17 protein-coding genes and 1 tRNA gene are annotated in these 21406 nt (G+C 43.5%); 11 read left to right on the top strand and 7 right to left on the bottom strand.

What is annotated here, in order from left to right; all coding sequences use genetic code 11:
* The first annotated feature begins 545 nt into the window (after positions 1 to 545).
* The 4 genes from PBAL39_RS20805 (at position 546) to PBAL39_RS20790 (ending at position 3907) form a co-directional block, all read left to right on the top strand.
* Positions 546 to 1448, top strand: coding sequence for an AraC family transcriptional regulator (locus PBAL39_RS20805; RefSeq protein WP_039867328.1), 903 nt, complete (start codon positions 546 to 548; stop codon positions 1446 to 1448).
* Between the two features lie 124 nt (positions 1449 to 1572).
* Positions 1573 to 2529 carry an NADP-dependent oxidoreductase gene (locus PBAL39_RS20800; RefSeq protein WP_008245271.1) on the top strand — a complete coding sequence of 319 codons (957 nt, stop codon included), beginning with the start codon at positions 1573 to 1575 and terminating at the stop codon, positions 2527 to 2529.
* Between the two features lie 149 nt (positions 2530 to 2678).
* Positions 2679 to 3137, top strand: a complete 459-nt coding sequence (locus tag PBAL39_RS20795) for an ester cyclase (RefSeq protein ID WP_008245269.1) — start codon at positions 2679 to 2681, stop codon at positions 3135 to 3137.
* Between the two features lie 20 nt (positions 3138 to 3157).
* Positions 3158 to 3907 (top strand): SDR family NAD(P)-dependent oxidoreductase, encoded by a 750-nt coding sequence (locus tag PBAL39_RS20790; protein WP_008245268.1) that lies wholly within the window; start codon positions 3158 to 3160, stop codon positions 3905 to 3907.
* An 848-nt stretch (positions 3908 to 4755) separates the two neighbouring features.
* Here the strand turns inward: PBAL39_RS20790 and PBAL39_RS20785 are convergent.
* Positions 4756 to 4829 (bottom strand) — tRNA-Met (locus tag PBAL39_RS20785).
* Between the two features lie 103 nt (positions 4830 to 4932).
* On the opposite strand from PBAL39_RS20785, the gene PBAL39_RS20780 reads away from it, so the two are divergent.
* From PBAL39_RS20780 to PBAL39_RS20770, 3 genes are all read left to right on the top strand, one after another.
* Positions 4933 to 5313, top strand: coding sequence for an START-like domain-containing protein (locus PBAL39_RS20780; RefSeq protein ID WP_039867322.1), 381 nt, complete (start codon positions 4933 to 4935; stop codon positions 5311 to 5313).
* A 32-nt stretch (positions 5314 to 5345) separates the two neighbouring features.
* Entirely contained in the window at positions 5346 to 6764 is a 1419-nt protein-coding gene (locus PBAL39_RS20775) for an LptF/LptG family permease (protein WP_008245266.1), read from the top strand.
* A gap of 85 nt (positions 6765 to 6849) precedes the next feature.
* The gene (locus PBAL39_RS20770; RefSeq protein ID WP_008245265.1) at positions 6850 to 8061 is read left to right on the top strand and encodes a bifunctional 3,4-dihydroxy-2-butanone-4-phosphate synthase/GTP cyclohydrolase II; all 1212 of its coding nucleotides are present in this window, start codon (positions 6850 to 6852) and stop codon (positions 8059 to 8061) included.
* A gap of 6 nt (positions 8062 to 8067) precedes the next feature.
* Here PBAL39_RS20770 and PBAL39_RS20765 read toward each other — a convergent pair whose 3' ends face one another.
* Positions 8068 to 12489, bottom strand: a complete 4422-nt coding sequence (locus tag PBAL39_RS20765; protein ID WP_008245263.1) for a translocation/assembly module TamB domain-containing protein — start codon at positions 12487 to 12489, stop codon at positions 8068 to 8070.
* 68 nt (positions 12490 to 12557) lie between these two features.
* Here PBAL39_RS20765 and tsaD point away from each other — a divergent pair, with 68 nt between their 5' ends.
* Both tsaD and PBAL39_RS20755 read left to right on the top strand, forming a co-directional pair.
* A complete protein-coding gene (gene tsaD, locus PBAL39_RS20760) occupies positions 12558 to 13559 on the top strand; it encodes a tRNA (adenosine(37)-N6)-threonylcarbamoyltransferase complex transferase subunit TsaD (protein WP_008245261.1) in 1002 nt (333 codons plus the stop codon).
* A 34-nt stretch (positions 13560 to 13593) separates the two neighbouring features.
* Positions 13594 to 13788, top strand: a complete 195-nt coding sequence (locus PBAL39_RS20755; protein WP_008245259.1) for a hypothetical protein — start codon at positions 13594 to 13596, stop codon at positions 13786 to 13788.
* A 150-nt stretch (positions 13789 to 13938) separates the two neighbouring features.
* Here the strand turns inward: PBAL39_RS20755 and recA are convergent, their stop codons facing one another.
* The 4 genes from recA to PBAL39_RS20735 all read right to left on the bottom strand — a co-directional run bounded on the left by recA (position 13939) and on the right by PBAL39_RS20735 (position 16663).
* Positions 13939 to 14955 (bottom strand): recombinase RecA, encoded by a 1017-nt coding sequence (gene recA / locus PBAL39_RS20750; protein WP_008245257.1) that lies wholly within the window; start codon positions 14953 to 14955, stop codon positions 13939 to 13941.
* Positions 14956 to 15053: 98 nt separating this feature from the next.
* Entirely contained in the window at positions 15054 to 15716 is a 663-nt protein-coding gene (gene nth, locus PBAL39_RS20745) for an endonuclease III (protein ID WP_008245255.1), read from the bottom strand.
* Positions 15717 to 15793: 77 nt separating this feature from the next.
* Positions 15794 to 15985, bottom strand: a complete 192-nt coding sequence (locus tag PBAL39_RS20740; protein ID WP_039867320.1) for a hypothetical protein — start codon at positions 15983 to 15985, stop codon at positions 15794 to 15796.
* Between the two features lie 102 nt (positions 15986 to 16087).
* A complete protein-coding gene (locus PBAL39_RS20735; protein ID WP_008245251.1) occupies positions 16088 to 16663 on the bottom strand; it encodes an RNA polymerase sigma factor in 576 nt (191 codons plus the stop codon).
* Positions 16664 to 16924: 261 nt separating this feature from the next.
* Here PBAL39_RS20735 and uvrA point away from each other — a divergent pair, with 261 nt between their 5' ends.
* Both uvrA and PBAL39_RS20725 read left to right on the top strand, forming a co-directional pair.
* Positions 16925 to 19726: an excinuclease ABC subunit UvrA gene (gene uvrA, locus PBAL39_RS20730; protein ID WP_086000814.1), complete on the top strand. Its 2802-nt coding sequence runs from the start codon at positions 16925 to 16927 to the stop codon at positions 19724 to 19726.
* A 14-nt stretch (positions 19727 to 19740) separates the two neighbouring features.
* Positions 19741 to 20361, top strand: a complete 621-nt coding sequence (locus tag PBAL39_RS20725; protein ID WP_008245247.1) for a LysE family transporter — start codon at positions 19741 to 19743, stop codon at positions 20359 to 20361.
* On the opposite strand, the gene PBAL39_RS20720 is transcribed toward PBAL39_RS20725, so the two are convergent.
* Positions 20362 to 21399: a hypothetical protein gene (locus PBAL39_RS20720; protein ID WP_008245246.1), complete on the bottom strand. Its 1038-nt coding sequence runs from the start codon at positions 21397 to 21399 to the stop codon at positions 20362 to 20364.
* Between the last annotated feature and the right edge of the window lie 7 nt (positions 21400 to 21406).

Here is a 21406-nt window from a genome sequence, read left to right as displayed (position 1 = left end):
GACAATTAACTTCTATTCTTAAATTTATGAAACTCAATTCCAATGATAATTATAATTTTCGGATTTCTCGAAAATGTTATTTTCATTGATTTGATTTCCGCCTGTTTTAAGATTGGGTATTTAGCCAAAGTGGCCACTTGTTCCGCAGTTAATCTGACCTTATACTCAGTTCGTAATTGACAATTTATTTCGGGCAAAGGTGGCTATTTTTGGGCAGATAGCGTAGGCATACAACGATAAAGACGTTGGTAGCTGTTTGATTATCACCTTAGAGTGTTTGATTTGAACTATTTATATCATCAAGTATTTGTTAATTTTGAATATAAATTAAAAGGCGATATGCATAAATTAAATGGAAAAGGCTAGCCGGTTAACGGTGATTCAATAGGTATAGGTGCTGCTACTGTTTCATAGGTGGTAAAGCAGCGCACCTGTATCTTTGTATATGAAATAGGTCGCATGGGGATCAATGTGATGTGATCGTCTGGTTAATACGTGCTATGGCTTGATTTTTTTTATTACCTGTTATAGCTATAATGATAATCATGAAAGAAATGGAATCACTGGAAGTGTTCTATCGGGATAAAATGGGCATTCTCCCCAGCGATATTTTTCGTAGAACGGGACACTTTAATGTATTTACAATGGAAGATTATACGGGTCCTAAACCTGCATATCCTATGCCGTACAGTCGTAAGGACTACTACAAAATTGCGCTGATTAAAGGAGCGCATACGGTAGAATATGCTGACCAGACCTTTGAAGTTCAGTACAATATGCTCATGTTTGCCAATCCTCAGATACCGTATAACTGGACTCCTTCGAGTGTTCAGCCAGTTGGGGCTTTTTGCGTGTTTACTGAAGATTATATGAAGGGATTTGGAAGCATTACGGACTATCCGCTTTATCAACCTGGCGGAACTCCCATATTAGATCTTAACGATGAAGACGCTGCAAAGGTGATGGAATTATTTCAACGAATGTTCGCTGAAATTTCTTCAGATTACGTTTATAAATATGATGTGTTACGAAACCAGGTATTCGAACTCATTCATGTAGGTCTTAAACTAAGACCGGCATTAACAGTTAAGAGAGAAGTGGAGTCTAATGCAAGTAATCGTATTGGTTCTTTATTTCATGAACTTTTAGAAAGGCAGTTTCCTATTGAATCTACGGTACAACAAGTGAGGCTAAAGACCGCTGGGGAATTTGCAGGCCAGCTCAACGTTCATATCAATCACCTTAATAGGGTATTAAAAAATACAGTAGGCAAAACAACTACACAGTTGATTTCAGAGCGTCTGGCTTCCGAAGCAAGGGCCTTATTGAAACATACCAACTGGAATATCGGGGAAATTGCCTGGTGTTTGGGGTTCGATGATACCTCTAATTTTATTAAATTCTTCAAAAAACAAAATCTGACTACGCCTCATCAATTCCGATCTTAAACGGCATAGTCGTTTATTAAAATTGTTTGTTATGCACTATTTTTAGTTTGAATGAGCCTTTTTCTGGCTTTCGTTGACCAATAACTTTGCTTCTATATTATTACTAATAATTTAAATAATAAAAATGGAAGCTTATATTTTGGAAAAAAACGGAGGATTAGAAAACTTAAAAAAAACCACTTTAGCTACACCAACAATCAAAGCTGGTGAAGTGCTGATTCAGACTAAGTCGATTGGCATCAACCCGATCGATATTCAGGTCCGTAGTTCAAAAGATATTCTTGGTATGATCACTGGAGGTGTTTTTCATGAGCATGTAATTCTGGGATGGGATGTCGCGGGAATTGTTGAACAAGTCGGAGATGGAGTAATTGCTTTTAAACCAGGAGATGAGGTTTATGGTTTATTAAACATGCCCGGGCTAGGCAGTACATATTCTACCAAAGTAGTGGCGCAGGCTGATCAGTTGACACATAAGCCAGAAAATTTGTCTTTCACCTCCGCAGGGGCTACCCCAATGTCCGCTATGACAGCTTGGCAAGCGGTAATTACGCTTGCCAATATCCAAAAAGGCGATAAAGTACTTATCCATGCAGCCTCTGGAGGTGTAGGCCACTTCGCTGTACAATTTGCAAAGGAGCGTGGTGCTTACGTCATTGGCACGGCTTCAGGTAAAAATGAAGAATTTGTACGCAGTTTAGGCGTAGATCAATTTTTGAATTACACAGAAAGCCCCTTTGAAACCAAAGTGAGTAATATAGATGTAGTGATTGATACTATCAACTCTGTCGAACATGTCTTGCGCTCGATTTCTGTAATTAAAAAAGGAGGACGTTTAGTTTACTTGCAACCGCATTTTGCAGAAGCACTTTCGGCAAAATTGGAAGAAAGCGTTGTAAGTGGCTTAGGTGTATTCGTGAATTCTTCGGGCAAAGTACTTACCGAAATCAGTACCCTTATCAAAGCAGGCAAAGTGGCGCCCAAAATTACGCAGGTATTTCAATTTGATCAACTGCCCGACGCGCAAGCTGCGGTAGAATCCGGAAGAGCAACAGGTAAGATAGCTGTTGAAGTAAAATAAACAATATTTTATTTATGTGCGGAGCAATACGAAGATTATCTCGTGATACTTGGGAGGCAATTGACCGATTCTGATTTATATGCACCTAAAAATAAGGCTTTTTAAAGCTAAGTGGATATTACAATAAACCTATTATTTTATAAAAATCAATGATTACAGATCAAACAACAGATGGCTTAGCAAAAGCTTTGACCCAACAGGAAATCGATACCTTAAAAACATTTTATGGCTTATTCAGTAAACGTGATTACAGTGTGATCGAACAAATTCTAGCTCCGGATTGGCAGGATATTCCCCTAGGCCCAGATCAGCAGGACGGTCCTGCAGGATATAAAGTTTTAGTACAAGGATTTACCGAGGCCTTTCCTGATGTGATCGTTAACGTACATGAAATCTTTGGCACTCACGAACGGGCAGGCGTACGGGCAGAAATGGTATTTACTCATGGCAATGAGTTTATGGGTATACCACCGACCAATCAGAAACTCACTATTGCTATCCATGAATTTCATCACTTGAAAAATGGGAGGCTGGAAAAGACCTGGCACCTGGAAGACTGGTTGACTATGCTGCTGCAAACCGGTGCGTGGCCCGCGAAATCAAATTAACTAAAGAGATTTTATTATATATGTATCCGGAACTAAAAGGAAAAGTTGCATTGATTACGGGTGCTTCCAAAGGCATCGGGAGGGGCATAGCTGAAAAATTAGCTTCTGAAGGTTTACAGCTCATACTTAATTATAGTTCAGATGACAGGGCCGCTCATGAAACGGCAAAGCTTATGGACGACTATGGAGTCAATTACCATTTAATCAAAGCGGATGTATCAAGCCTGACAGCGATTGAAAGATTGTACCAGCAGGCATTGAATAAATTTGGTCATATTGATATTGTGGTAGCAAATGCGGGTGTGGAGCTGGTAGATAAAGCATTTGTTGACTATTCAGAAGAAGACTTTGATAAAATCTACAATCTGAATGTCAAAGGGACTTTCTTTGTCATGCAACAGGCAGCAAAATATCTTAGGAATGAAGGCAGGATAATTCTGATCTCCTCTACTCAAAGCTTAAATGCTGAGACCGGTGCGGCGGTTTATGCATCTAGCAAAAGTGCAGGGAAAAAGTTTGTAGACATTCTAAGTAAAGAGCTCGGGAACAGATATATTACTGTTAATTCGGTTATGCCGGGTGTCATCGACCAAGCGGGGGTTATTACCGAAATCTCTGAGGAATTCAAGCAATTTGTTCGCGACAGTTCACCATTTGGACGCCTTGGTACCGTGGAGGACATAGGAAAAGTAGTTGCTTTTCTGGCATCTGATGAGGCCGCTTATATCAACGGTGAACATATTAAAGCTAATGGTGGTTCCAATTTTTAAGTCTACAGTCCACCCGCCATGCGGTTATGAGAATAGGCTAAATCTTAACCATGTATTTCTGAATCTGAATGATTCCAATTCTTCTTCTGGTTTTCACCGTTCCAATGGGTTGTTGGCATGTCCTGCCATTCATGCAGATCACGAAATGTAAACAACCCTTGGTAAAAAAATGCTTATGTCTTCAATTCCGGATCTGACAGGTGTCGAATCTGGAGCTGAATTGTGCAGTAGATATCATACCTGACATTTGATTTTTTACGCAACCGTAAACCTCTTGAGTTCAAATTCTTCTGCGGCTAATGCTTTATAATTCACATATAAGAGCTCAAGGAGTCCAGTGAGTCCGTGATCAACATTGAAATGGGTTATTAGTTGCGGAAGCAAACAGCTAATTAGCGATAACCAGGACGATTACCAGGACTTATTAAATCAGCATTCTGCAATCAAAAGCGAGGTCCTCCGTTTAGAAGAACGCTATATTGAAGAAGAGATAGGTAGAATTGTATACCAAATACAAGTCAAGATACGATGTTGAAAAGTTGGAAATAGAGGGAACTTTGATGAAGTTGTCAAATCAAATATCTAACCTTAAAGAATGCGTTGATTTAGCTGTCGAATATGCCACTGATTACCTTTAAAGTGGCTTTCTGGCGATTGCCATACTAAGCAACAATTACAGCATCTACTGTTTCCCCAAGGTATATTTTACAACAGGAAAACCGATGAATATCGAACCAATGAAATAAATTCTGTGTTTTTGTATTTGGCTTATTTTCAGCAAGTTATAAGCAAAAAGAAAAGCGGAATACCCGATTTATGTCTCGATTATTCCGCTTTTTCCGGTCTAGTAGCGGGGAGCAGAATCGAACTGCCGACCTCAGGGTTATGAATCCTGCGCTCTAACCATCTGAGCTACCCCGCCGGGCTCTTTTTTCTAAAGAGTTGCAAATATAGAATAAATTACTTTTCTTTAGAAATATATTTTTAAAAAAAGTCCAATCAATCAAAGTATAAGGGGTTTATCGATGTCAGAAAAGAAGAAATTTACGTTAGAATATGAATTGAGATCGTCTCCACGTATTTTGTTTAGTTTTATAAGTGAGCCAAACGGCTTGTCTCAATGGTTTGCTGACGACGTGATTTTCCGGGACCAGGTGTATACATTTACATGGGATGATGAAGTGCAGAAGGCAAAACTCCTTAGCGTAAAAGAAAATAAGCTGGTGAAGTTTAAATGGGTAGACGATGAACCTCATTGTTATTTTGAGATGGAAATCGTACAGGACGAGCTGACCAATGATGTGGCCTTGGCCATCACCGACTTTGCGACCGATGAAACCCTCGCTGAGCGCAGGCAGATCTGGGATAACCAGATTACCTATTTACATAGCGTGCTGGGTGCCTAGATTTTTTCGCTTGCTTTGATTACCTTTGTGTATTGAAAAAGATCCACGTACTTCTGCTCAAAGCATTCATCAGGCCATTCTTCGTCACATTTTTTATTGTGATGTTCATTCTATTGATGTTCTTTCTTTTTAAGTACGTAGATGACTTAATCGGAAAAGGCTTTGAATGGTATGTGATTCTGGAGTTGATGTATTATGCATCCGCAGCTAACGTTTCCATGGCGCTGCCACTGTCGATCCTGCTCTCCTCTATCATGACCTTTGGCACCTTAGGGGAAAATTACGAGTTGGTAGCCATCAAATCTGCCGGTATCTCCCTGCAGAAGGCAATGATGCCCTTGCTGGTGCTCATTACCTGTATCTCCATCAGTTCTTTTTTCTTTTCCGATTACATGCTTCCGAAAGCCAACCTTAAATTTGGTTCTCTTTTGTGGGATATCAGGAACAAAAAACTTTCATTTCTGATTAAAGAAGGCGTGTTCAATAGCAGCATACCGAATTACTCCATCCGCGTAGATAAAAAAGGTGCTGACGGTGTTACCCTACACAACGTGATGATTTACGATCACACCAGTAACAACGGGATTGCCAAGATCATCATTGCGAAGGAAGGGAAGATGGCCAGTGACGACAAATACCTGCTGCTGAAATTGAAAGACGGCGTACGTTATGAAGAGTCCAGCGGCAAAAATGCATCTTACAACCCCAGACAGGAGCTTACCCGCATGCGCTTTAAGGAAACGGACCAGAAGTTCGACATCTCCAGCTTCAATATGAAGCGGACAGACGAACAGGGCTTCCGCAACAATACGCAGATGCTCAACCTGAAGGGGCTTACCAAAAAGCAGGACTCGCTGACTAAAGACCTGGATAGTACCAATAAGTATAACGCCACGGTCATCAACAATTACTTCAAACAAAATACCTACGTAAAAGGATACACCAGGGTGAAAGCTATACCGAAGGTGATCAAAGGAGATCTGCTGAATATGGTTCCGCAACCGCAGAAGCGCTCGGTGATCCAGAGTGCTTACGATCAGGCCAATTCGGTCAAGCAGAACGTCTCCGCACGTGTTGGCGACTTCGAGGAGCGTACCAAGAACATCATTAAGGTGCAGATTGAGTACCAGAAGAAATTTACCCTTGCCTTTTCCTGTCTGCTGCTGTTCTTTATCGGGGCTCCCCTGGGGGCCATCATCAGGAAAGGCGGACTGGGTCTTCCGGTGGTAATGGCAGTCGTGTTCTTCCTGATCTACCATGTGATCAGTACTGTAGCGGAAAAATCGGCATTGACAGGTACCTTGCTGCCTTTTTTCGGTCCATGGCTGGCCATAATTGTATTGTCTCCACTGGGTGCATTTCTTACTTATAAGGCGACAGTAGATTCCGCTTTATTTGACATCAGTGCCATCAAACAATTCTTTATCAATCTTTTCAAAAAGAAAAAATAAGCGCCTTTATTCCTTACGTATATATGATACTAGGAGCGTGGAAATTGCTCAGGAAGGTTGTAACTTTGTACAGTAATCTTAGAAAATGGAAATCAAATTAAATGCGATAGAAGAAGCTGTCGCTGACATTAAAGCTGGTAAAGTAATCATCGTTGTTGATGATGAAGACAGAGAGAACGAAGGTGACTTTCTGACCGCCGCTTCTAATGCAACCCCTGAAGTGATTAATTTCATGGCTACTTATGGTAGAGGATTAATTTGTGCTACTTTAACAGAACAGCGATGCGACGAGCTTAACCTGGAGCCTATGGTGGGCAAGAACACTGCTGCCTATGAAACCAATTTCACCGTTTCGGTGGATCTGCTGGGCCATGGTTGTACTACCGGGATCTCTGCATCCGACAGGTCAAAGACCATCAAGGCATTGATTGACCCCAATACAGATCCTGCTGAACTCGGCAGACCCGGACATATCTTTCCGCTTCGTGCTTTAGATGGTGGTGTGCTCAGAAGGGCAGGGCATACTGAAGCCTGCGTGGATCTGGCCAAACTTGCAGGTATGGAGCCCGCAGGTGTGCTCGTGGAAATCCTGAAGGAAGATGGTGAAATGGCCAGGCTTCCGGATTTGATAAAAATTGCTGCTCAGCATCAGCTGAAAATTATATCGATCAAAGATTTGATTGCTTACCGCTTAAGTAAAGAAAGTCTGATCAAACAGGAAGTAACCGTAAACTTGCCGACACAATGGGGCGATTTCAAAATGACGGCTTACACACAGCTGGATAATGGTGCAACGCACCTGGCCATCAGCAAAGGCGAGTGGACAGTGGATGAAACTGTAATGGTCAGGGTCCACAGCTCTTGTGTTACCGGTGATATCTTCGGCTCTTGCCGCTGCGACTGTGGTCCTCAGCTGCACAAAGCAATGGAGATGATTGATAAGGAAGGGAAAGGACTGATCGTTTACATGAACCAGGAAGGTCGCGGCATCGGACTGATCAATAAACTTCGTTCTTATAATTTACAGGATGCTGGTTTTGATACCGTTGAAGCCAATATTGAACTGGGATTCAAAGGTGATGAACGTGACTACGGAGTAGGTGCTCAAATCCTCAGGGCAGAAGGCATTTCCAAAATGAAACTCATGTCAAACAACCCCACCAAACGTGCCGGTCTGATTGGATATGGTCTGGAAGTAGTAGATAACATTTCTATTGAAATTGAAAGTAATGTACACAATGAGGTATACCTGAAAACTAAAAGAGATAAAATGGGTCATCAGATTATGAAAGGATAGCCCTGGCTATTTCTTTTGATTTTTCTGCTGCTCAATTAATATGGCCTCTCTGTTGATCAATTGTTTGGTCTTGGCAGGGAGGCCTTCTTTTGCCTTCTTCTTTTGGGCCCTGCGGTATTCTCCGGTAATCTTTTGCAGGAACTCCCTGAAGCTGTCAAACTGTTGGGTATAGATGAGGCCCATTGAGGTGACATTGTTATTTTGATTGACACCGGTATTCGTAAAGATGGTCTGCTGTGTTGGCGGTTTGTTGGCCAGTTTTCCGATCAGGGTACCATCTTTTTTAATCAGCCCCAGGATCTCCACTTCGCCACCCACATTGTTCCTGCTGAAGCCTGACAGTGACAGGTCATTCAAATTTCCTCTATTAACAATACCGGCGTTGAGGATTACCCTGTCGTTGAAAAAGCGGAATGAAGCATTAGCCTCATTAAAAGAACGGATGTTGATGTCCACAAAATCCAGGTTCAATGAAGACAACACGTTGTTGAACTGATTGAAAAGCAACTCTGTAGCTGTGCTGGTTACCCCCGAAGTAAGTTGTCTTCCAAGGTCTTCCTGTCCCGTTCCGGGAGCAAAGCTCCGCCTGATGATCAGACTCAATGCCTGCAGGTTGAGGTTGTTGGAATCATTGAAATAGGTTTGCATCTCTTCCTTGATGGCGGGATTTGAAGGGAAAAAGATGTCCAGCTTGATGTCGGGTTTCATCAGCAATCCGGACAGACCCATCTCTACTTCGGTAGGTACTCTGTCGTCACTACCACCGTCCCTGTTTGCAGCTGTGTAAAGGTCTCTTAGGCTCGCTCTAAGCGCATATATGGCTTTCAGCTGGATCTGGGCCATCGTCGGATTTCCCGTCCAACGGATGGTTCCTCCCTGGCGGATGGTGAATTTCTTATTGATGACCTCCTGTGCCGTGAAATCAAAACTTCCGCTTTCAATGATGTAATCACCGGACATCTCAAAATCCCCCAAGCTATTGATCTTCAGGGTCAGGTCCGTCGCATTTCCTTTTCCGCTCAGTTTTCCAAGAGTTGTGTAAATGTTGGCGGTGCTGTTGGGGTCAACATCCAGTTTAAGGTTCATGGTAAGGCCGTCAAAGCTGGTTTGTTTTCTGACAATCTTGGTCGTATCTCTGGATACGAAAGTGATGAAATCTTTTGTGGAAACGGTCTCCGAACTGTTGAGCGGAAGATTGAAAACGGTTCCTTTTTCTGTTTTGGCATTGATGTCTATCGACATCCTGTTGGTTGGTCCTTTGAAAATGAATGTACCACTGCCGTATGCCTGGCCAAAATAAACGGGGTTATCTTTTTCTGTGGTATTGAGCGCCATGAAGTTTTTAGCCTTGACGACCACGTCTATTGTAGGCGTATTGATGTTGTTCAAATCTACAGTGCCATTTGCGACCGCTTCGTTGCGGTCCTTGTCCAGTAATTTCAGGTCTTCAATTTTAATGACGCTATTATTTACCGTAACCTTATCATTTAAGGTATAGGCGGTCTGCAGATAATTGATCGTCATATTCCCCTCATTAAAGGAAATGTCGCCATCGATTTCCGGCTTGCTGAAAGGTCCCTTGACGGTCAGTTCAGCGGAGATGTCACCCTTCAGGTTGGATACCAATTGTTTTACAAAGGGCTCTAGCACGGCAAGTTTACTTTCATTGAGCTTCACAGCCAGGTTAATTTCTTTCTTTTCCAGATCCAGCTTACCCTTCGCACTCAGGGTCTCCGAGTTGCCTGCAATAATGGAGGTGTAGATGTTTGCGGCGTTCTCCTTCTGATCAAAAGAAGAAGTGTCGGTCAGCTCTCCGATATAGGTATCATTGAAGGTCAGGGAATCGATCTTGATGTTGTCGGAAATCCTGGGTGCCTTTAAGATGTGATGTAGTTTTGTTTCTCCATTGACACGGCCTGCAAGTTTGACGCCAAGGGTCTTGACGAAAGGGTTCAGGGTTTTCAGGTCGAACTTCTTGAATCCTAAGGTGAGCAGGTCATTGGGGTCTTGCGACAAAGTGCCGTCGATCGTCAACAGCTGATCGCCGTTGCTCAGGTCGAAATTGCTGATTTCTGTTTTTCCGGCATTGAAGCTGATGCGTACTTTCTCCTGGATCTTCCAGTCTTCATTGTTGATTTTAAGTGTGGAAGGGAGAATGCTGACACGCCCCGCAGTATCCGCGCCAAATTCTACCAATCCATTTAAATCGAGTTGGTTATCATCTTCTGCATTGGAAAGTTTGACATTCAGCGTGAGGCTGTCATTGCGGAGGATATTTGAGATGTTGACATTTTTGATGTAAAGACTGTCGTTCAGATCCACCCGGTCTGAGGTCACAATGGCTTGCAGTTGATTGGTGGTCGTGTTCTCATCCACGATGATGTTATTGAGGACTACTCCCTGGTACTTCAGCTTTTTCACAAAGCCATTGAGGGTGGCAATGTTGTTGGGCGAATCAAAATTGCCGATGAATATCGCTTGTTCATCAATTTCAAGCCCCGGCACCAGTAGCGGTGCAATGGGTTCAAACTTTTTGATGGTAAGGTTGAACTGAAAAATCTGGTCCTTATATTTAAAGATGTCGGTCTTTAATGATGGAATGTATTGCTTGGCCAATGCCTTATAATAGGATGGAAGCGTATTCAGGTCATATTGCCCTTTAATGCTGGCGTCCAGAATATCGGAGTTGATGGTCAGGCTTCTTTCCTTGCCAACACCATTGGCAGAAAGCTGGACTGAGTCGATATGATAAATTCCCTTTACGTTATTGAGCAGAATGTGTTGTACCAATAGTTTTCCCTGGATGTTGTCGAGGTTGTTACCGGTAAAGTTGGTGCTGAACGTGGCGTCAACCTGCAGTGAGTCTTTGTATAATTTTAGCGCCCTGAGTCTCGCCTGTTTGATCGTTGCCTTGAAGTTGAATGCAGGGAGTTTGTTGTTGAGGTTCACCCCGCCGTCGAACACCAGTTTCAGGTTTTTATCATTTACCCTCAGCTGCCCGTCGAAATATCTCTTTTCAAAGGTTCCGTCGATGCTCACATTTCTGTACCTGTATTTATTGAAGTCCAGGTATTGAATGTCGCCGTCGAGTTTCTCATACAGGTTTTTCAATTCCGTGCCGCGACCCTTGATGTTTAAAGAGGCGGTGATCTGGCCAAGGCTTTTTTCATTGATCAGGTCGCCGATGTTGAAGTCGTACGTTTTGACATTTCCTGAATAAGAAGGCGTTCCCGACTTATCGATTTTCATGTTCACGTCTGAGACCAGTCGCCCGAGTTTGGTCTTAAACTCTCCGTAGGCGATAAAGTCATTCTGAAAACCTGTGAAGGACCCGTTGAAGTTGATGTTCCCGAATTTGTTGATGATATCAGGAATGATTTTGACAGGTTTGCCGGTCACACCGCGCAGCAGTTGATCCAGGTCTTTCTTGTTGGTGCCCGCCATTTCAATTTTAAGGTCCATAAAGGTCTCTTTAAAATAGGGCAGGCCTTTCAAATTAAAATCTCCTTTGATGTAGGTGGCCTGGCCGCCTTTGATGCTCAGTTTCTTCGCCCTGAGGTTGTTGACCAGCCCGGTTACCTGGCCATCAATGTCGAGCTCCAGGTTCATCTGGTCCAGTGCAGACGTAAAAAAGGAGATGTCTTTCGAAGCAATATGGCTGTTTTTAAAGTTCGCCTTCATCCGGATTTTATTGAAGTAGTCGTTAAAATCCTTGAAGCTGCTGAAGCTCATGCTGAAGTAATCGGTCAGGTGACTCCTGTTCGTTTCCAGTACCAGTTTCTGCAGTTCGATCCTGTTGGAATCTACCGTTGTAAAAGCACTGAGGTTTTTAAGGTAGAAACCACTTTTCTCTTTAAAACTCAGGTTTTTGATGTCTGCCTGCAGAAAGTGATCGGTGGTATTGATCTTTTCGAGGATGCCGTTGAGGTTGCTCAGGTGTACATCTTCAAAGTTTACGCCCTTGATCACTGTATCTATTTTCAGGTTTTTATATTTAAAGGATAGGTTATTGAGAATAACCCTGTCGAATGTTACTTCAAAGGGTTTGCTTTTCTTTTTGACAGCTGGTTCTTCGGAACTGAAATAGTTGATGATGAAACTCAGGTTTGTGGATTCATCTTTGTATGACTTCAGGAAAAACAAACCATCATTCAGCTGTACCGTACTGATGTCGATGACCCTTTCCTTGAGTGAAAACCTGCTGATGTCTACCATCAGCTTAGGGCTGCTCAATAAAGTATCTTTCTGTTGATCCAGAACCAGCAGGTTTTCCAGCACGACAGACTTGAATGGTTTGATATAAAGTCCGGTAAGTGATACGGTTGTATTCAGCTCTTTGGAAAGATAAGAGGCTGCTTTTTTAGCTACAAAAGTCTGTATTGGTTTGAATTGGATGGCAAATAGAAGGACTACAACAAGTAATAACACTGATGCGACAATCCAAAGAAGTATTTTTAATAGTTTTTTAATAGTTTTGTAGCTTAATAATAATCATTGTGCCAGTAATACTTGCTATCGAATCTTCTTGTGATGAAACGTCAGTTGCTATCTGTAACAACGGCAAAATTACTGCCAATGTTATTGCCAACCAAACAATTCATGAAAATTATGGCGGTGTAATCCCTGAATTGGCTTCTAGGGTACATCAGCAAAATATCGTCCCCGTGATACAGCAGGCATTAAAAGATGCTAATGTAACTAAAAAGGAGCTAAATGCGGTCGCTTTTACACGTGGACCGGGATTATTGGGTTCATTGCTCGTCGGTGTGTCCTTCGCAAAATCATTTGCGCTGGCGCTGGACCTGCCCTTAATTTCGGTAAACCACATGCATGCACACATCCTGGCCCACTTTATTGATGATCCAAAACCTTCTTTTCCTTTTCTATGCCTTACCGTTTCCGGTGGACATACCCAGATTGTGCTGGTGAAAGACTATTTTGACATGGAGATCGTCGGGGAGACATTGGATGATGCCGCAGGAGAAGCCTTTGATAAGACTGCAAAGATCCTGAACCTTCCTTATCCTGGTGGTCCGCTGATCGATAAATATGCAGCTTTGGGTGATCCCTTGGCTTTTAAGTTTCCCGAGCCGCAGATCAAAGACCTGAATTACAGTTTCAGCGGACTGAAAACAGCGATCTTATATTTTATCAGGAAACAGGAGCTGGAAAATCCTAACTTTATTGAAGAGCGACTGGCGGATATTTGTGCTTCAGTGCAGCATAGCATTGTGCATATCCTGTTGAACAAGCTGAAAAAAGCAGCTAATCAATATGGAATTAGACAAATTGCGATTGCCGGTGGGGTTTCAGCCAATAGCGGATTGAGAAATACGCTGGCCGCAACCGCAGAGAAAGAAGGATGGGAAGTATTTATTCCTGCTTTTCAATATTGTACAGACAACGCAGGCATGATTGCTATTGCCGGTTACCAGAAATACCTGAAGCAGGATTTTGTGGGACAGGAGGTATCACCAATGTCCAGAATGGAGTTTTAATAGTCCCCTCAGGGAATGATATAATCAAAAAAATATGAATACAACGAGTTTTATCTTTTTCGGTCTGATGCTCATCCCATTTGTCATCTTTATCATTTGGTTGGTGAAGCAGGATAACAGGAAAAACTATCTTGGACTTGCAGTACTTGCGGCTGCAATTATTGTTGCGGTGATTGTTGCGATCTATGTAGACGCCAAGTTTATGAATTTGCATCAGCAGCTAAAATAATCTGTTTGCTGTACTGAGGTCATCGTCATTGTGATCCGGTTCATACCGCTGATATGCTGGATAATTAAAGCATACGTCCGATATCATCATCTATAAAAAAAGCCGACAGTGCTGAAAACACTATCGGCTTTTTTTATATATTAATAGAGGTTATTCCCCTTTTTCTTCCAGCTTCTCGCCGGTTACCTCTGCTCTGATCTTTGCTTCGATTTCTTCAGAAAGCTCAGGGTTGTCCAATAACAGTTGTTTTACCGCATCTCTTCCCTGACCCAGTTTCGTATCACCATACGAGAACCATGAACCTGCTTTTTTTATGATGTTAAAGTCAACACCCAGGTCAATGATCTCTCCTGTTTTGGAGATACCCTCGCCAAACATGATGTCGAACTCTGCAATCCGGAAAGGAGGGGCCACTTTATTTTTAACGATTTTCACTTTTACCCTGTTTCCTGCAACCTCATCAGAATCTTTAATCTGTGAAGTCCTGCGGATGTCCAGACGTACTGAAGCATAGAATTTCAAAGCGTTACCACCCGTTGTGGTTTCCGGATTTCCGAACATCACACCGATTTTCTCACGCAGCTGGTTGATGAAGATACAGCAGCATCCTGTTTTAGAGATCGTACCTGTCAGTTTACGCAAAGCCTGTGACATCAAACGTGCGTGAAGACCCATTTTGGAATCACCCATCTCACCTTCGATCTCCGCTTTCGGTACCAATGCTGCCACAGAGTCAATCACGATCACATCAATCGCCCCCGACCTGATCAGGTTGTCTGCAATCTCCAGCGCCTGCTCACCGTTGTCCGGCTGTGATATCAACAGGTTGTCTACATCTACACCCAGTTTCTTTGCATAGCCTTTATCAAAGGCATGCTCCGCATCTACAATCGCTGCAAGACCACCTTTTTTCTGTGCCTCAGCAATGATGTGTGTGGCCAGGGTCGTTTTACCGGAAGACTCCGGACCATAAATTTCGATGATCCTTCCTTTCGGTACACCGCCAATACCTAAGGCAATGTCCAGGCTGATGGAGCCAGTGGAAATAGATTCGATAGGCTCTACAGGATTGTCCCCTAATTTCATTACGGTGCCCTTGCCATATGATTTTTCTAACTTGTCTAAAGTTAGTTGTAGTGCTTTTAATTTGTCTGCGTTTGCGCTCATATTGTAAAATCTGTGAGTAGGAGTGCTAATTATGTTAGCAAATATAAGTTAATGTTTAGTTCCTAACAAGAGGTTGGTAAAATATTTTTTGATTGCCATTAATTTTCGCTAATTATTTTAGTTAATTTATTATTCTGCTGAAAATATTTGCAAATATTAGTAATCTCGCACACATTGCATTTCGGCGATCGGGCTACACATACGTAACGACCGTGAAGGATCAGCCAGTGGTGAGCAATGTGTATGGTATGCTGAGGCAGGTTTTTAACCAAATCTTTTTCTACTGCAAGGGGTGTCTTTCCAGTCGAAAGACCGATTCTTCGTGCCACACGATACACATGGGTGTCTACAGCCATGGCCGGTGCGTTATAGATGACAGAGGCAATTACATTCGCTGTCTTTCGTCCCACACCTGGCATCTTCTGGAGCTCCTTCACATCAGAAGGCACCTCATTGTTGAAATCATGTAGCAACATATTGGCCATTCCTACGAGGTGTTTTGCCTTGTTATTGGGATAACTTACACTTCGGATGTAATCAAATACAATGTCCGGTGTGACTTCCGCCAGGGCCTTTGCATTTGGAAAACGCTGGAAGAGTGCGGGGGTGACCTGGTTGATGCGTTTATCCGTACACTGTGCGGAGAGAATGACTGCGACAAGCAGCTGAAAAGGATTGTTGTAATGTAGTTCTGTTTCAGCATCAGGTTGTTTCGCCGCAAAATGGGCCACAAAAGCCTGATATCTTTCTTTTTTAAGCATCAGCAAATATAAAAAAATGAAAGGTCATGACATAAAAAAAGCTGCCTGATGAGGGCAGCTTCAAATGCGTTTCTGATTTACTTGGAGCGGGAGTAGGCCAGGATCTTCTCGATTGTATCATCAGAAGGATTCATTTTAAGGCTGTCCAGCTGTTTGCTGATCTGCTCATAGAAATTCATATCAATTTCCATAATTGTTTCAGGACCCAGATTATCCTGTTTTTGTTCCAAGTGATTGAACTGGTTAAGTGAAGTAGAGGTTTCTATCATAAGCGATTTAAAAAATAATTGTTTACTAAGGTAAACGTTATTCATTTCACTTTATTTTAGTTAAACCACTAATCTTGTATAACTATTTTATTACAATTGAAATTAAGAGATTTCTTTCACCTTCATCATTTTTCTGAGGTTGCTTAAAGCGTAGCGCATACGTCCCAGCGCAGTGTTGATGCTCACATCTGTCAGCTCAGCAATTTCCTTAAAACTCAGGTCTGCATAATGGCGCATGATGAGTACTTCTTTCTGATCGTCCGGCAAGAGGTGGATCATCGCCCGAAGGTCATAATGGGTTTGCTCACGCAACATCTTCTCTTCTGCACTTTCTTCTTGGATCTGCAACAGGTTGAGAATGTCGGTGCCGTCAGCACTGGTGATCACAGGTGCACGTTTCTCCCTGCGGAAGTAATCGATTACCAGGTTATGGGCAATACGCATCACCCATGGTAAAAACTTACCTTCCTCATTGTAACGTCCCGAACGTAGTGTGTTGATAACTTTGATGAAAGCATCCTGAAAGATGTCTTCTGCGAGATATTGATCCTTAACTAATAAATAGATTGAAGTGTAGATTTTTGACTTGTGTCTTCTCAGGAGTTCCTGCAAGACTGTTTCTTCCCCGGTCAAATACATCTTCACCAAGTCCTGATCACTATATAATTCTAATTTCATAGGAGTATCCGTACTAATATGTTCCCTGCTAATTTGCTATAAAATATTTAGTAGAATTTTTTTTCTATATAGTTTCTCCTGTTAGTTAGTGTGTTAGTTTGTCAGTTGGTTTTTCAAAAGAAGCATTTTTTATTTAGAATACAATATAAAAAGTGTTAAAAAAAATTAAAACTGCTTTTATAGCCTTATTTTTGCACCCTCCCTAAAAAACCTTAATTCCTTTTTTTGGGTTATATTCGCAGTATTCCTATGCAGAAATCAATGAAGAACGAAATCGACAAAGATCCACACCAACATATCATCATAAAAGGTGCCAGAGTGCACAACCTCAAGAATATAGACGTCGCAATTCCTAAAAATAAACTGGTAGTCATCACCGGAATGTCGGGCTCGGGCAAGTCGTCCCTGGCTTTTGACACGCTTTATGCGGAGGGACAACGCCGCTACGTAGAGAGCTTGTCGTCCTATGCCCGGCAGTTCATGGGCAGGATGAACAAACCCGACGTGGACTACATCAAAGGGATTGCTCCTGCCATCGCCATTGAGCAGAAAGTGATCACCTCCAACCCGCGTTCCACGGTAGGTACCTCCACAGAGATCTATGATTACCTGAAGCTCCTCTTCTCCAGGATTGGCAAAACCTACTCTCCGGTATCGGGTGAGCTGGTGAAGAAAGATACGGTAAGTACCGTGGTAGATTTCATCTCCGGACTGGAAGAAGACAGCACGGTCACCATCTTTTGCCCGCTCTTCCCACACAACAACCGATCCCTGAAGGAAGAACTTGCTGTCTTGCTACAGAAAGGCTTCCTGCGTGTATTTTATAAAGATGCCATTCATAAAATTGAAAGCATCCTTGAGGATGCTTCGTTCAAGGATTTCGAACTGAAGGATGCCGAAACGGTACGCATCCTGATTGACAGGATTGTGCTGAACCAGGAAGAGGAGACGCTGAGTCGTATTGCAGATTCCGTGCAAACTGGTTTCTTTGAAGGAAAAGGAGATCTGTATGTGGACCACGATGGTAAAACCAGTCACTTCTGCGACCGCTTTGAGCTGGATGGCATCCGCTTCGACGAGCCGACACCCAACTTCTTCAGCTTTAACAATCCCTACGGTGCATGTAAAAGATGCGAAGGGTATGGAAATGTGATCGGCATCGATGAAGACCTCGTGATCCCCGATAAAAGCAAGAGCATATATGACAATGCCATCGCCCCATGGCGTGGTGAAAAAATGCGCGAATGGCTGAACAAGCTGATCAAAAGCGCAGATAAATTTGACTTCCCCATCCACAGGTCTTACCATGACCTTACAGAAGCGCAACAACGTTTGCTGTGGACGGGCAACAAATATTTCTCGGGACTCGACGACTTCTTCACAGAACTGGAACAGCAAACCTATAAAATCCAGTACCGTGTGATGCTCAGCCGTTACCGCGGTAAAACCGTTTGTCCGGATTGTAAAGGGTCACGCCTCCGCAAGGATGCTTCTTATGTGAAGATCAATGGAAAGTCGATCATGGACGTGGTGCTCATGCCATTGTCGACCATCCAGGAGTTTTTTGACAACCTGGAGCTTTCTGCCAATGATGTAAAAATCTCCAAACGCCTGCTGTCGGAGATTGTCAACCGCATATTGTACCTGAACAATGTTGGTCTGGGTTACCTGACCCTGAACAGGCTTTCGAATACGCTTTCCGGTGGGGAGTCGCAGCGCATCAACCTGGCAACCTCATTGGGCAGTAGCCTTGTAGGCTCTGTGTATGTGCTGGATGAGCCCAGCATCGGACTGCATCCCCGTGATACCAATAAGCTGATTGAAGTATTGATCTCCCTCCGTAATGTGGGTAATACCGTGCTAGTGGTAGAACATGAGGAAGAAATGATGAAAGCGGCAGACCACATCATCGACATTGGCCCGGAAGCGGGTACCCATGGTGGTAACCTGGTGTTTAGCGGCACTTACGAAGAGATCATCAAAGATAAAAACAGCCTCACCGGTAAGTACCTTTCCGGCGAAGAGAAAATCAGTGTGCCAAAGAAAAGACGCAACTGGAAAGATCATATCGTGATTAAAGGCGCGCGGGAGAATAACCTCAAAAACATTGATGTCAAATTCCCGCTCGGTATCTTTACAGTGGTCTCCGGTGTATCGGGATCAGGAAAGACCAGTCTCATCAAAAAAATCCTTTATCCGGCCCTGCAGAAAGCCATTGGCAACTACGCCGGGGAGCAGACAGGTGCTTATGACGGTATTTTTGGGAATTACGACCTGGTGAGCCAGGTGGAACTGGTAGATCAAAACCCTATCGGGCGTTCTTCACGCTCCAATCCGGTGACTTATGTGAAAGCATGGGATGACGTGCGGGCATTGTTTGCCGCATTGCCAGCTTCGAAAGCTGCCGGCCTGAAACCTGCCGCATTCTCCTTTAACGTAGAGGGCGGACGCTGTGATGTATGCCAGGGCGAGGGTGAAGTGAAGATCGAGATGCAGTTTATGGCTGATATCTTCCTTCCTTGTGAGGCATGCGGAGGGAAACGTTTCAAGCAGCAGGTACTCGACATCACTTATAATGATAAAAATGTTTCTGACATCCTTGACCTGACCATAGATGAGTCGGTGGCCTTTTTTGCCAATGAGCCCAAAATCTTGAATAAACTGCAGCCGCTGGTGGACGTAGGACTGGGTTATGTGCACCTTGGCCAGTCGTCCAATACCCTGTCGGGCGGAGAAGCGCAGCGGATCAAGCTGGCGTCCTTCCTGATCAAAGGTAACAATGCCAGTAAAACGGTATTCATCTTTGATGAACCCACTACGGGATTGCACTTCCACGACATAAAAAAGCTGTTGATTGCAATGAATACGCTGATTGAACAAGGGAATACGATCCTGGTGATTGAGCACAATATGGACATGATCAAGTCGGCCGACTGGGTCATTGACATCGGTCCCGAAGGTGGTGATAAAGGTGGAAATGTAGTGTTTGAAGGCACTCCGGAGGCCCTGCTATCGGAGAAAGCTTCTTACACAGCGAAGTATTTACTGTCACATATGAATTAATTGTATCTTCGCCCATGCTTTTTTTAACACTCTTTCTGGGGATCTTGTTGAATATGGTGGGATACATCCCTCCGGGAAATATCAACCTTACCGTGGTGCAGATCACCATCACGCGTGGCATTCGTCAGGCCTTATATTTTATAGGTGCCTTTTCGACCATAGAGATACTCTTCACCTTTGGCGTGATGCGCTTTGTGCAATGGTTGTCCAGTGAAATCGTACTGGATAACATTATTGATGTGGTGATGATCTTTATGTTTGGCATCCTTGGGCTCATCACATGGAGGTCCCGAAGGGAGATGCCCAAGGCCGACTATTCTAAAAAGGACAGTATCCGTTACGGCATGTTGCTGGGTGTGCTGAACCCAATGCAGATTCCTTACTGGTTGTTTGTGGGGAGTTACCTGATTTCCCAGGAGTGGATCAATACCGGGTTCTTATCACTTTCCATTTTCAGTATCGGGTCAGGGATTGGCGCAGCGCTTGCCTTGTATGGTTTTGCACGTTTTGCACAGTACATCCAGGAGAAGTTTACCCTGAGCAGTTACGTCATCAATAAGAGCATCGCCATCTTGTTCTTCTCGCTGTCGGCCTACCATATCGGCAAGGTGGTTTACATCCACCTGATCAAGTGATTATTTCTTTAGAAATTCGACATTCCAGATCTTTTCTGCCCTCCGGCCGATGATCCAGAAGGAGGCGGCCAGCACACAAAAGAACAGCGCTTTATGCCAGCTGTCCCAGAAATATTCGAAATACCGCGTGTACAGGTTGATGAATAAAAAGGTAATGCCAAATTCTCGTGCGATGTCGTCCCTGTTTTTTAATCCCACATAGATGCTGATCAGGCATGCCACTGCAGAAATGATCGCCCAATAGAAGAGGCTGATCTGCCGGATGCCATACCAGGCTTCCAGTGTCCCGAAGTTGCCGAATACCGACAGCAACCATAAGGATACGAAAAGATAAATCATGCCGCTGATGTAGGTAGTCATGAAAAAATCATCCAGTTTCTTCTGGTTTTTAAGGAAAAAGGAAACGCCGGTCAGCAGTGCACCAAAAGCAACAAAGCGCAGCGGATAGTTCATGCCCAGAAAGTAAAAATTGCCCCTGGAGATGTAACCTGTTTCAGTGCCGAACCAGGCGCCAAGGGAGATGAGCATAAATGCCCATATCAGGCGTGATCTGAATACATAAGCTAGGATGGCGTAGATGATCACGCCCATCAGCATCAGTACCGACAAATGCCCGCTGCCATTGTCGATCGCCTTGCCAAGGTAGGCAATGGCATTTGCCGTGAGCATCACCGCCGTAAAAATCAGGGCATCATTACTGAAGATCTGGTGCGACATGGTTTTCCGCCGCTTAAAACTCAGGTAAAATAAATATCCGGCTACGGCAGCGGAGATAAGGCTGATGACACCATCGGAGGTGTCATACAGCTTTTCTAAATATTTCAGTACTTTGTCGTCGATCAGAAGGGCACCCAATGCGATTACGCCGCAGGCCATGGCAATCCAGAAGGAATATTGTGCGAGCCGGCGCCAGTCGAAACTCTTAGCCTCATAGCTGCCACGCAGCTGCTGCACATCTGCCTCGGAGAGTAGTTTTTCTTCCTGCCAGTGCTCCAGCATCTCATCCAGAAAGTCACTTTTCTCCTGATCAATTTTCATGAGTATT

The organism is Pedobacter sp. BAL39 (genome assembly GCF_000170795.1).
In the GTDB taxonomy this organism is placed as follows: Bacteria; Bacteroidota; Bacteroidia; order Sphingobacteriales; family Sphingobacteriaceae; genus Pedobacter.
Note: the sequence above shows the minus strand (reverse complement) of the source record. Positions and strands in the feature narration are given on the sequence as shown.